General features: G+C 59.2%; 8 protein-coding genes and 1 tRNA gene. 7 read left to right on the plus strand and 2 right to left on the minus strand.

All coding sequences use genetic code 11. The features are described 5' to 3' along the window. The first annotated feature begins 79 nt into the window (after nucleotides 1-79). From METAC_RS0114090 to METAC_RS23720, 7 genes are all read left to right on the plus strand, one after another. Nucleotides 80-156, plus strand: a tRNA-Arg gene (locus METAC_RS0114090). Between the two features lie 525 nt (nucleotides 157-681). Beyond that, nucleotides 682-891: a methylation-associated defense system helix-turn-helix domain-containing protein MAD1 gene (mads1, locus tag METAC_RS0114095; protein ID WP_026607541.1), complete on the plus strand. Its 210-nt coding sequence runs from the start codon at nucleotides 682-684 to the stop codon at nucleotides 889-891. A 28-nt stretch (nucleotides 892-919) separates the two neighbouring features. Then, complete coding sequence (locus METAC_RS0114100) at nucleotides 920-3,784, plus strand: SNF2-related protein (protein ID WP_036256542.1); 2,865 nt, start codon at nucleotides 920-922, stop codon at nucleotides 3,782-3,784. A 94-nt stretch (nucleotides 3,785-3,878) separates the two neighbouring features. Continuing rightward, complete coding sequence (locus METAC_RS0114105) at nucleotides 3,879-5,648, plus strand: AIPR family protein (RefSeq protein WP_198017219.1); 1,770 nt, start codon at nucleotides 3,879-3,881, stop codon at nucleotides 5,646-5,648. After that, nucleotides 5,645-7,318, plus strand: a complete 1,674-nt coding sequence (locus tag METAC_RS0114110; protein ID WP_026607544.1) for a site-specific DNA-methyltransferase — start codon at nucleotides 5,645-5,647, stop codon at nucleotides 7,316-7,318. Before METAC_RS0114105 ends, METAC_RS0114110 begins: the two co-directional genes overlap by 4 nt. After that, nucleotides 7,318-10,020 (plus strand): DEAD/DEAH box helicase, encoded by a 2,703-nt coding sequence (locus METAC_RS23715; protein ID WP_036255607.1) that lies wholly within the window; start codon nucleotides 7,318-7,320, stop codon nucleotides 10,018-10,020. Before METAC_RS0114110 ends, METAC_RS23715 begins: the two co-directional genes overlap by 1 nt. A gap of 171 nt (nucleotides 10,021-10,191) precedes the next feature. After that, on the plus strand, nucleotides 10,192-11,109 hold the full coding sequence (locus METAC_RS23720; protein WP_051335583.1) for a LysR family transcriptional regulator: 918 nt from the start codon (nucleotides 10,192-10,194) through the stop codon (nucleotides 11,107-11,109). On the opposite strand, the gene METAC_RS0114130 is transcribed toward METAC_RS23720, so the two are convergent. Together METAC_RS0114130 and METAC_RS0114135 are read right to left on the minus strand one after the other, a co-directional pair. Beyond that, nucleotides 11,048-11,320: a DUF2274 domain-containing protein gene (locus METAC_RS0114130; RefSeq protein ID WP_026607545.1), complete on the minus strand. Its 273-nt coding sequence runs from the start codon at nucleotides 11,318-11,320 to the stop codon at nucleotides 11,048-11,050. The genes METAC_RS23720 and METAC_RS0114130 overlap by 62 nt on opposite strands. Nucleotides 11,321-11,331: 11 nt before the next feature. Beyond that, nucleotides 11,332-12,480: a TraB/TrbI/VirB10 family type IV secretion system protein gene (locus METAC_RS0114135; protein WP_425338933.1), complete on the minus strand. Its 1,149-nt coding sequence runs from the start codon at nucleotides 12,478-12,480 to the stop codon at nucleotides 11,332-11,334. Nucleotides 12,481-12,546: the final 66 nt, after the last annotated feature.

Below are 12,546 nucleotides of genomic sequence, written 5' to 3' on the forward strand. Positions count from 1 at the left end.
TTCAATGTCGGCGAGCGTCTTTTTCGTGTGGTCCGAGTGAAGCTCGGATGCGCATTTCAGGGGAAGACGTAAATCACAGGCGCCCGTAGCTCAGCTGGATAGAGCACTAGACTACGAATCTAGGGGTCAGGAGTTCGAATCTCTTCGGGCGCGCCAGTTTTATCAATGACTTGCTATATGGAGACCGTTTGAAAGCCAATTGATAAAACGGTTTTTCAAACGGTCTTTTGCGGGAGATCGACTGCGCCAGTCTTTAGGAATTCGTTTGGCTTTTCGCGTTGCGCAACCAAAGCCAATTCCCAACCCCGTGCCAAGGTTGGGGTCGAGGGTTTTGAATCCCTCCGCCCACTCTAGATTTTATCAAGAAAATCACGCAAAACCTTTTTCACGGACCAATCTGAGCGCCATTCAACGCATTTGAACGGAAATCGCCGGATAACGTGGCGCAGCTTGGCGGCATCGCGCAGTAGACAGCCTTCGCCCATCCTTCAGCACGCCATCGTCTTACGCCTATGCAGTTTTGCTCCTTGCCGCGATGACAGACGCCCGATCGTCGGTCGACTTGGCACGTCAACCTTCACAGCTGGCGGTGACCGGCGAACACGGGGGCCATGCAGGTCACTAGCCGTTGATGGTGAACTCTGGCATCCTCTGCCTTCCCATCGATTCGGAGCCCTTTTGATGCCGGATGAGATCCTGACCCTGGCGGAAGTGGCGCAGTTGCTGAAGGTCGCCGACAAGACAGTGTACACGATGGCCCAGCGCGGCGAGGTTCCCGCCTTCAAGGTCCGCGGACAGTGGCGCTTCAAGCGCGACGATCTCGACCAATGGATCGAGCAGAAGAAGCTATCCCAGCGCGACCACGACAAACCTGATGGCGGGCACGGATGAACCGACGTGTCCCCGATGGGTGCCGGCGATGATGACGACGGACTGCCAGGCGAAGTATTTCGCCTATGACCTCACGCGTCGGTATGCGCCTGACAGCGCCGAGCGTATGGCAGGCGCGGTTGCGGGCGCACAGGTCGATCTCAATCCGCATCAGGTCGACGCCGCGCTGTTCGCCTTTGCCTCCCCGCTCTCCAAAGGAGCGCTGCTGGCTGACGAGGTGGGGCTGGGGAAGACGATCGAGGCGGGCCTTGTCATCTCTCAACGCTGGGCGGAGCGAAAGCGCCGTATCCTGATTATCGCGCCGTCCAACCTGCGAAAGCAGTGGCACCAGGAACTGAGCGAGAAGTTCTTCCTCCCATGCGCCATCCTGGAATCGAAGTCATACAACCAGGCCATAAAGGGCGGTAACTACCGGCCGCTTGACCTTGATGGAACAGTCGTCATTTGTTCCTACCAGTTCGCACGGAGCAAAGCGGCGGACGTCCACGCCACCCCCTGGGATCTCGTGGTCATCGATGAGGCCCACCGCCTTCGTAATGTCTACAAGCCGTCGAATGTCATCGCGAACACCCTCAAGCAGGCACTCGCCCAGAAACAGAAGCTGCTTCTCACCGCGACGCCGCTGCAGAATTCGCTTCTGGAGCTTTTCGGCCTCGTCAGTTTCATCGACGAATATACGTTCGGCGATCTCAAGAGCTTCCGGGAGCAATTCGCGAACGCCGCACCCGACCGGGTCTTCAATCTCCTGCGTGAGCGGCTGAAGCCGATCTGTCATCGGACGCTGCGGCGCCAGGTCACCACTTACGTCCCCTATACGCGCCGCTATCCGATCGTCGAGGAATTCACCCCCGAGGACGGCGAGGACAAGCTTTACGATCTCGTCTCGGAATACCTCCGCCGGGACAATCTGCAGGCCCTCCCAGCCAGCCAGCGGTCGCTCATGACGCTGGTCCTTCGCAAGCTGCTGGCGTCCTCCACATTCGCGATCGCTGGCGCGTTGACATCGATTTCGCGCCGTTTGCAATCGAAGCTCGATGACGACGCGGCACTCGGCTCCGCCGAAGAGGATTTGGCTGAAGACTATGAGGCGCTCGATGAGACGGAAGATGAATGGACCGAGGATGACAAGCTCGAACCCCTGACGGCCGCTGACCGCAAAGCGATCGAAGCCGAGATCGCTGATCTGACGGGGTTTGCCAAGCTTGCCACCTCCATTGATCAGAACGGTAAGGGCAAGGCTTTGCTGAAGGCGCTCGGCGTCGCCTTCGCCAAGGCGGAGGAGCTCGGCGCCGCCAAGAAGGCGATCATTTTTACGGAATCGCGCCGCACGCAGGCATACCTCCTGCGCGTATTGGCCGACAGCCCGTATGCCGAGGGCATTGTCCTGTTCAACGGCACCAACACGGACGAGCGTTCGAAGGAGATCTACGCCGCTTGGTTCGCCCAACATCAGGGCTCGGATCGTGTCTCCGGCTCCCGCACAGCCGATATGCGGTCAGCGCTGGTGGATTACTTCCGCGACAACGGCCGCATCATGATCGCGACCGAGGCCGGCGCAGAAGGCATTAACCTCCAATTCTGTTCACTCGTCGTGAATTACGACCTGCCCTGGAATCCCCAGCGCATCGAACAGCGGATCGGCCGCTGTCATCGCTATGGCCAGAAGCACGACGTCGTCGTTGTAAATTTTCTCAACCGCAAGAACGAAGCTGATAAGCGCGTCTATCAGCTGCTCTCGGAGAAATTCAAACTCTTCGAAGGCGTGTTCGGCGCGAGCGACGAGGTTCTCGGCGCGATTGAGTCGGGCGTCGACTTCGAAAAGCGCATCGGGACCATCTATCAAAAATGCCGCCAGATGGATGAGATCAAGTCGGCATTCGACCAGCTGCAACTCGAACTAAGCCTTGAGGTCAACGAGGCAATGAGCCAGACGCGGCAAAAGCTGCTCGAAAATTTTGATGATGAGGTTCGCGAGAAGCTGAAGATCCGCGATGACGACGCGAAGGTCTATCTTGACCGCTTTGAGCATCTGCTGATGCGCCTGACGCAGCATGAACTGCGTTCGGATGCGGAATTTCGGAATATCTCTACGTTTGAGCTGCGGTCTCGCCCAGCGTGGACGAGCGCGCGCGATATCCCGCTCGGCCTCTATGAATTACCCAGGCGCTCGGGCGAGGCGCATCTCTATCGGCTGAATCACCCCCTCGGCGAGGCCGTTGTTGAGCGGGCAAAGGCGAGACAGCTCAACCCTGTGCAAGTCACCTTCGATTACACCAACCACGCGGGACGGATCAGCGCCCTTGAGCCTCTTCGCGGCCGGAGCGGATGGCTCAGTGTCTCAGCACTGACCATCGAGGCGCTCGACACGCCGGAAGACCATATCCTCCTGGCCGGAGTGGGGGATGATGGCACCCCCTTGAGCCGTGACGAGGCGATGCGCGTCCTGACGCTCTCAGCTTATGGCGGTGAATCGGTGGAGACGCCGGCGCCATTGGCCGACGATCTCAATGGAAGACTAGGCCTTGAGGCAAGCCAAATCCAGCGTGCCGTCTCAGAACGCAATGCGCGATTTTTCGGTGAAGAGGCCGACAAGCTGGATGGCTGGGCGGATGACTTGAAGGTCGGCCTGGAACGGGAGATCAAGGAGATTGATCGTCAGATCAAGGAGGCGCGGCGCGCCGCGACGGCGGCGGTGACGCTGGAAGAAAAGCTCGCCGGGCAAAAACAGATCAAATCGCTGGAGGCGCTTCGCAACACCAAGCGCCGCAACCTTTTTGAAGCGCAGGACGAAATCGATCGGCAGCGCGCAACACTCATTGCGCAGATCGAGTCGAAGCTAGAACAGAAGTCTGCGACTACTCCAATGTTCACGATCCGCTGGGTGCTTGCATGAGTGAAGACATGACACCATCACCACAGCTGGCCACGCGCAAGAAATCCACGGGGGAATTTGAATAGTGCCTGCGCTTAGTCCTCACCACATGTCTATGCTGGAGAAGGTCCTCGCGGCAGACTTCGTGCCACATCTACCGCCGCTGCTTGATGCCAGCAAGCCTGCTGACCAACAGGCGCGGAAGAACCTGTCTCGGGCGTTTGCCGGCTTCGCGATATCAAAACTCTGCGAAATTCCGCCCAAGGAGGCGGCAGCCTCAGTTGTCGACGATTTCGACGACTATGGGATCGATGCCGTCTACTACCACGCGGCATCTGAAACCCTTTTTGTTGTGCAGGCCAAGCTCAAGGCGTCGGAAACATTCAGTCAGGAAGAGGCGCTCGCGTTCTGCCAGGGAGTCCGCAAACTGGTCAGCCAGGACTTCTCGGGATTCAACGCAAACGTACTCAAGCGACAAACCGAGCTCGAGGACGCGGTCACGTCATGTTCGCAAATTGAGCTTGTGATTGCGCATACTGGTTCTGGGATAAGTTTGCATGCAAAGACAGCAGTAGCGGATTTGATCGCCGATGATACCCACGGTGAGGAACGTTTCAAGGGCTCGGTAACTGACTACGACGCAATCCGGGTCGTAGCAGATTTGCAGGCGGCGCAAGCCTATCCCCGCGTCGACGCTACACTGGTGTTGCAAGCCTGGTCATCCGAGGCAGCGCCGAGGCAGACGTACTTCGGTCTGGTGCGCGTTTCTGATCTCGTGAAGCTGCATGCAACATATGACAAAGCACTCTACGCGAAGAATATCAGAACTTTTTTAGGTCAAGCGACTGAGGTCAATGCGGCAATCCGGGGAACGCTCGCGAGCCAGCCGGAAAAGTTTATATATCTGAACAATGGCGTGACTGCACTTTGTGAGCGTATCGACCCGAAGGAAAACCGGAAGGCGGGCAAGCGGCTGAAGCTTACTGGTGTTTCCGTCATCAACGGGGCTCAGACAATCGCATCTTCTGCGCAGTTTGTCCAAAGCAACGCTAAACAAGATATATCCAGTGCGCGTGTCCTGATAACTTTGATCAAGGCTGATGGAGACAGCGAGTTCGGAAAGGCTGTCACACGGGCGCGCAACCATCAGAATCCGGTCCAGCTAGCCAATTTTGCCGCACTGGATGATGAACAGGAGCGCCTCCGCCGCGACCTCGCGCTATTGGGAATCCACTACGCCTACAAGGCTGAAGGCCCAGATTGTACCCACGATCCCAATCGCATTCGGATTGATGAGGCTGCGCATGCGCTGGCTCTGATGCAGCCAGATCCTCGGTTTGCAGTTTGGCTGAAGAAAGAGCCAGCGCAGCTTTTGGACACCGAACGCGATCCTTACAAGGCTATGTTTACGTCCAAGCTGACGGCGTTCCAACTGGCCAATGCTGTGCGGGTTTTTCGGTATCTGCAGAGGCGTATGGTGACAGAGGTGGCGACCGCCACTGGCGTAGAGAAGCTAACCTATAAGCATGGTGTGTTCGGCTTGGGCTTCATTCTGACGAAGCGGCTCGCAAAGGCCATTGATGGAGCCGTACTGATCGACAGCGCAAAGGTCTTAAGTGCGCTAAGCCTAGAATTTGATGCCCTTCGACAGGCATTGTGGACCGCCGTACAACCGCGCGCCGTGGCGAAGGGGCCACTAGCGCTTTTCCGAAATCAGGCTGAGGCGATCCCAATCCTTCGTGACACGATGATCGCTCACTACGGGTTGGCTGCAGACTCTGCCATTGCGCCGCTTAGGGCAAAAGTGACACCCGGCGAACTCTATCCGCAGGCCTTGTTCGCATACCTAGCGTCTAAGGCGCCGCAGATTGGGAATTTGACATGACCAAAAAGCAGAAGCTCGAACTGACATGGGTTGGCAAGGAGAACCGACCTCGGCTGGAGCCGCGCATCCTGCTCGAGGATACAGCTAAGTCATATCACGCGTCGCATCGTGTCGGTGACGACGACATTTTCGACAACCGACTAATCTTCAGTGACAATCTGCTTGCGCTGAAAGCGTTGGAGCAGGATTTCGCCGGTAAGGTAAAGTGCATTTTCATCGACCCGCCCTACAACACTGGCAGCGCATTCGAGCACTATGACGACGGAGTCGAGCACTCAATCTGGTTATCGTTGATGCGAGACCGTCTGGAGATTATCCGGCATTTGCTTTCAGAAGATGGTTCACTATGGATCACCATCGACGATAACGAGGCGCACTATCTGAAAGTTCTTTGCGACGAAATATTCGGCCGTCGTAATTTCGTTGCTAACGTGGTTTGGCAAAAGGCCTATACAGCTAATCAGACTGCAATGCACATCTCGAATGTGCATGATCATATTCTTATCATCGCAAAAAATACCGAAGTTTTCCGTTTAGGGAAAGTTTCAAGAACCGAGGACCAAAAGGCAAAATTTAGAAACTATGACAATGATCATCGAGGAGCATGGAAGGCTGAAAATCTATCTGCGGGTAAGTTTTATGCAGCAGGACAGTTTGAAATCACCGGCCCTACGGGTTTGAAATTCCTTCCTCCGAAGGGCCGCTACTGGAGGTGTAACGAGGAGCAGTACCAGCGCTGGCTTGCAGATAAGCGAATAACTTTTGGGCTTTCTGGCACCGGGCGGCCGATGCTGAAAAAATTCCTCTCCGAGATGGACGACGGCCTTACTGCTACAACGTGGTGGACCCATGAGGAGGTAAGCAATAACAAGCAAGCTAGTATTGATCTGAAAAATCTCCTGCCCGACATTCCGATATTTCAAAACCCTAAGCCGGAGCAACTTCTCAGCCGAATAGTTGAATTAGCCACGGATCCAGGCGACCTCGTCCTTGACTCCTTCGCGGGCTCCGGCACCACCGGTGCAGTCGCTCATAAAATGGGGCGGCGGTGGATCATGGTGGAGCTGGGCGAGCATTGCCACACACACATCATCCCGCGCCTGAGGAAGGTCATCGACGGCGAGGACAAGGGCGGTATCACCGCCGCTGTGGAATGGCATGGCGGGGGTGGGTTCCGGTATTTCAAGATCGCGCCGTCCTTGCTCGAGGTTGACCATTTTGGCCGGGAAGTTATCAGCAAAGCCTACAACGCTGAGATGCTTGCCGAAGCATTGTGCAAGCTGGAGGGCTTCACCTACGCCCCGAGCGATAGCGTCTATTGGCAGCACGGGGCATCGACTGAGCATGACTTCATCTACGTGACGACGCAGACATTCAGTCAAGAGCAACTCGCCCATTTGAGCGACGAGGTCGGGCCGGATCGATCCCTGCTCGTGCTCTGCTCCGCGTTCCGGGGCAATCTGGCAGCGTTTCCGAATCTCACGGTCAAGAAGATTCCCAACCATGTCAGAAGCCGCTGTGAGTGGGGCCATGACGACTACAGCCTGAACGTCGAGAACTTGCCTAAAGCTCCGCCGAAGGTTCCGAAGATGGACGCGCGAGAGGGAGAACTGTTTGCCGGGCTGTCTAAGCGGCAGACTGACCTGTTTGGCATTGAGGGGGGCAAGTGATGAACCGTCATGTCAACGCCATCGCCGGCCGCCTGAGCCTTCGCCCGCCGCAGCGGCGCTCGCTCGAAATTCTCGACCGCATTTCCGAGATCGTTCCTCCGACGAAGGGGGGTGACCTGGACGCGGCGCTCGCGGCCATTCGCAGTGAGTTCCCAACCGTCGTGGACTTTGAGCGCGAATTTCCAAGCCTTTGCTTCGCGCTCGCCACAGGTGTCGGAAAGACCCGCCTAATGGGCGCGTTCATCGCTTACCTGCATCTCGCGCACGGTCTGAACAATTTCTTCGTGCTGGCCCCGAACCTGACGATCTACAACAAGCTGATCACCGACTTCACCCAGAACACGCCGAAGTACGTGCTCAAGGGCATTTCCGAGTTCGCCATCTCGCCGCCGGTCATTACGACCGGCGAGAACTATGAGAGGCAGATCGCGAGCGGCGGAAGCCTGTTCCCGGTCACGATCAATATTTTCAACATCTCGAAGATCAATTCCGAGGTCCGCGGCGGGCGGTCGCCGAAAATCCGCAGCTTCAAGGAGGAAATCGGCGAAAGCTACTTCGAGTATCTCGCCGGTCTCGACGACCTCGTTCTTATCATGGACGAATCGCACCGCTATCGCGCGTCGGCCGGCATCCGCGCCATCAATGAGCTGAAGCCGGTTATCGGCCTCGAACTGACGGCCACGCCCTTCGTCGAGACATCGCGCGGGCCGGTCCCGTTTCAGAACGTCATCTTCGACTATCCGCTTGGGAAGGCGATGGCCGATGGGTTCGTGAAGGAGCCGGCAGTCGTCACGCGGGAGAACTTCTCCCCGATCGGAAAATCGCCAGAGTCGATCCAGCAGATCAAGCTCGAAGACGGGGTGCGCCTGCACGAGAGCGTCAAGGTCGAGTTGGAAACCTATGCGCGCCAGGTTGGCGAACGCATCGTCAAGCCGTTCATGCTGGTCATTGCCCGCGACACGACACATGCCGCCGAGCTGATGCAGCTCATCAAATCCGACAGCTTTTTCGAAGGCCGCTATACGGACAAGGTCATCCAGGTCGATTCCAGCGTGAAGGAAGAGGAGACGATCGAGCGTCTGCTCAAGGTCGAGCACACGGAGGAGCCGACGGAGATCGTGATCCACGTTAACATGCTCAAGGAAGGTTGGGACGTCACCAACCTCTATACGATCGTGCCGCTGCGCGCCGCCAACGCCCGCACGCTCATCGAGCAGTCGATCGGGCGTGGCCTTCGACTGCCCTATGGCAAGCGGACCGGCGTGACGGCCGTGGACCGGCTGAACATCGTGGCGCACGATCGCTTCCAGGAAATCGTCGACGAGGCGAAGAAACCTGACTCGGCGATCCGGCTCCAGCAGGTGATCCTTTCCAACGATCAGCTTCAGCAGAAGACGGTCACCGTCGTCTCCCAACCGCAACTTGCCTCGAAACTGGGGATTCAGTCTGACGGTGCGGCGCCTTCAGCGGCGAGCGGCTTTCACGAGGCGCAGTCGGTTTTCAACGCCGATGAACAGAAGATCGCCAAGATCGCCTACGACGTGATCCGGAAGTTTGAGACGCAGCCGTCACGGTTGCCGAGCGTCGGCCATCTTCAGAAGCCCGAGGTGCAGGCGGCACTCCTTCGCGAGGTCGAGAGCCAGTACCGGCCCGCACAGATGGAGTTGGATGGAATCTCAGGCCAACCCGACCTGGCCGCGATTGTTGCGAAGACCGCTGAAATCGTCGTCCAGCAGACCATCGACATCCCGCGCATCCTCGTGGTTCCGAAGGGCGAGGTGAAGTCGGGGTTCCGGCCGTTCACTCTCGATCTCGCTCGTATGAGGTATGAGGCGCCGAATGAAACGCTCTGGGCGGCCCATCTGCGGACTGGCCAAATTGATCGGATCGGCGTGGGTGCCGGGACGATCGACGAACAGCGTCTTGAAGATTATGTGGTCAGCGGGCTCATCGACTTCGACGACGTCGCCTACGACGAACACGCCGACCTTCTCTATGACTTGGCCGAGCAGGTCATCCGTCATTTTCTTTCATATCTCTCGGAAGAAGATGTGCGGAAGGTGCTGCGGCTCCATCAGAAGGAGATCGCCTGCTTCGTCCATGTCCAGATGCAGAAGCACTTCTGGCAGGACACGCAGGTCGCGTACGACGTCGTGATCACGCGAGGTTTCACTGAGCTTCGAAACAGCGCCTATACCGCCGCCGCTGACGAGGCGCCCCTCGATTTTCGTATCTCGCCGTCCGACAAAAGCAACATGTCGCGCTACCTGTTTGGCGGGTTTTCCCGCTGCCTCTACCCGACCCAGAAGTTCCAGTCCGATGCCGAGCGAAAGCTCGCAGTCGTGCTGGAGAGAGAGTCGCTCAAATGGTTCAAGCCGGCCAAGGGCCAGTTTCAGCTGTTCTATCGTAGCGGCATTGAGGACCTGGAATACCAGCCGGATTTCGTCGCCGAGACGGAGACGCGCATTTTCATGCTGGAGCCAAAGGCGTCGAATCAGATGGCGGTTCCGGATGTTCTCGCAAAACAAGAGGTTGCCATCGAATGGTGCCGCCGAGCGACTGATCACGCCGCAACCTACGAGGGAAAACCATGGACCTATGTGCTCATTCCTCACGATGCCATTGCTGAGAATATGACGCTTGAGGGGCTCTCCCGGCAGTTTGCGGCGAAGGGGGGCGTTCACACCATGGAGCGGAGCTAACCCCGCTCGGTGAGGAAGCCCTCGCCAATTCCGCGGCATTATATGGCTATCAAAGTATTTCGCTTCGAAACGTCGCATTTGCGGAAACATCGCCGCTTTTTTGCCCAAAAAAAGATGCGGCTGCCTGCTCAGGTGACGCTTGCGGACCCCAATGATTCGGAAGGTTGACGCATGGTCAAACTTGTATCGATCTCGCAGGCGCTTCTGGTAGCCGAGCATCTCAGCTTCAGTCGCGCGGCGCAGGTCCTCGGCATCCAGCAATCCGCGGTCAGCCGGCGGGTGCGGGCGCTGGAGGACAAGCTCGGCGTTTCGCTGTTTGAGCGCGACGCGAGCGGAATCCGGCTGACAGAGGCCGGGCGCCGGTTTCTGGACCGGTCGCGTTCGGCGCTGGCCGAGATCGATCACGCCGTGAAGGGCGCCGCCAATGCGGGATGCGGCGCCGAGGGCGCACTGAGCATCGGGATCCTGTCGTCGCTTTCGCGCGGTTTCGTGCGTGAGTTGATTCGCACCTATCGCGAAACGCATCCGGCGATCGCCATCGATATCGTCGAGGGCTCCGCCAGCGAGCACCTTGCGCGTATAAGCGAGCGTCTGCTCGACATCGCTTTCGTCACCGGGACGCCCTCGGCGCTACACTGCGATACCCTCGTCCTGTGGGAGGCACGCGTTTTCGCTGCCCTGCCGGCGCGCCATCGCCTCGCCAAGGAAGACGCGGTCGGTTGGGAGGGGCTGAAGGACGAGCGCTTCATCGTCAGCCGGGACGCGCCCGGCCCGGAGATCCATGACTATCTTGTCCGGCGACTGGCGGATTTTGGGCACAGCCCATCTGTGGAGCGCTATGACGTCGGCCGCGAAAGCTTGATGCATCTGGTTGCGCTTGGCTTCGGCATCAGCCTCGCCAGCGAAGCGGCGACCGCGACGCGCTATCCCGAGGTCGTCTTTCGGCCGCTCGCAACCGCGGAGGATATATTGCCCTGCAGCGCGGTCTGGTTGCCGGTCAACGACAATCCGGCGCTGCGGCGCTTCCTTAGCCTCGCCCGGTCGATGTCCCTGGGCCAGCCGGCTCCGCGGGCGCCTGCGGCTTCATGACATTCCGCATTTTGGCGAAGGCGCGATCGCTGGCGATGAAGCGCGCCAATATGGGCGCGATCAGCCTGGCCGGCTGATTGATGGGCTGTCCGGTTTCTTGGGCAAGCGCATCGGCATAGGCGACGAGATCGCGATGGACGGCCGCCGGCAATTCAACGGTCAGCTTAACGGGCTTGTCATCGGCGATCGCGCCGAGTTTCAGCTTGGCCATCTGTCACTTCCTCAGCCTTGATAGGGCTCGAGCACAAGATCCCGATTGACAATCACACGCACGGGGAATCCCGGCCGGATCGTCAGGGTCGGCTGGATGTTGAGATTGCGGCCGACGATCTGCTGACCGGTCTGATTGAAGCTCTCGGACGCTCCGCGACGTATGGCTTGCGTCAGATCGTTCTGGCTGCCGCTCGTGCCGACCTCCGATCCGACGCTGAGCAGGGTCGAGAGCAAGGCCGCCTTGAACAGGGCGCCCCAATGATCGTCGACCTGATCCTCGAGCCCGGAATAGCCCGCAGTGTCCGCGCCCGGCTGGCGCTCCAGCACGATCGACTTGCCGTTGGGCAGGATGAGCCGGGTCCAGACCAGCAGCACGCGGGACTGGCCGAAGGCGACCTGGCTGTCATAAATGCCGATCAGACGCGCGCCCTGCGGGATCAGCAGCGAGCGGCCGGTCGGACTGTCGTAGACGTTCACTGAGACCTGGGCGGTGATCTGGCCAGGAAGATCGGAGCGAATGCCGGTGATCAGTGCGGCGGGAATGACCGTGCCCGCCTGCACAACGTAGGGCGATGCCGGCTCGGCCAGCCGGTCGGGACTGGTGGTGCGGCGATCCACCGAGGCATTGACGAAAGCGAGCTTGCGGTCCTGGCCGTTCTGCGCGAAGGCGGCGTCGGTCGAGGGCTGCGCGGTCTGAGCTGCTATGGCGCTCGAATCTAAAGGCGCGCCAGACGCCAGCGTCGGTGCGGGCAGCTCGCGGATGTTCGTCGATGCGAACAGGCGGCTGAGCAGCGCGGCTTCGATTTCCTGAGCGCGGCGCTGCGCTTCGGGGTCGACGGCCGGCGCGCCGGGAACGACGGTGTTCTGAGCGCCTCCCGCATTGAGCATCGGCCGGCCGAGATCGCCCGGTAGCGGCGGCCCGAGTTGCGGGGCCGACCGGGGAATGCCGGCATAGTCGCGCGGCAGGCCGGCGAGACCATCGGCGGTGGTACGATGATCGGTGCTGTAAAGCTCTTCTGGAGCCGCCCCACGGCTGCGGTTATTCTGCAAGGCCCAGAACACAGCGCCGAAAACGGCGACGAGGGCGACCGCCGCGCCGCCGGCCAGCACCTTGCGCGACAACCGAGTGACCCGCGGCCTCGCAGGCCGCAGACGCAGCGCCTCGCCGGGATCGCCGGCCCGTTGCGCCGGGTCAGCCGCTTCCTCTTTCCGGTCCTCGCTCAC

The sequence above is a fragment of the Methylocapsa acidiphila B2 genome (assembly GCF_000427445.1).
Taxonomy (GTDB): Bacteria; Pseudomonadota; Alphaproteobacteria; order Rhizobiales; family Beijerinckiaceae; genus Methylocapsa; species Methylocapsa acidiphila.

Coding starts and splice junctions, on each gene's coding strand:
- METAC_RS23715 (WP_036255607.1), top strand. CDS start 7,318: ATGAACCGTCATGTCAACGCCATCGCCGGCCGCCTGAGCCTTCGCCCG.
- METAC_RS0114100 (WP_036256542.1), top strand. CDS start 920: ATGATGACGACGGACTGCCAGGCGAAGTATTTCGCCTATGACCTCACG.
- METAC_RS0114105 (WP_198017219.1), top strand. CDS start 3,879: ATGCTGGAGAAGGTCCTCGCGGCAGACTTCGTGCCACATCTACCGCCG.
- METAC_RS23720 (WP_051335583.1), top strand. CDS start 10,192: ATGGTCAAACTTGTATCGATCTCGCAGGCGCTTCTGGTAGCCGAGCAT.
- METAC_RS0114130 (WP_026607545.1), bottom strand. CDS start 11,320: ATGGCCAAGCTGAAACTCGGCGCGATCGCCGATGACAAGCCCGTTAAG.
- mads1 (WP_026607541.1), top strand. CDS start 682: ATGCCGGATGAGATCCTGACCCTGGCGGAAGTGGCGCAGTTGCTGAAG.
- METAC_RS0114110 (WP_026607544.1), top strand. CDS start 5,645: ATGACCAAAAAGCAGAAGCTCGAACTGACATGGGTTGGCAAGGAGAAC.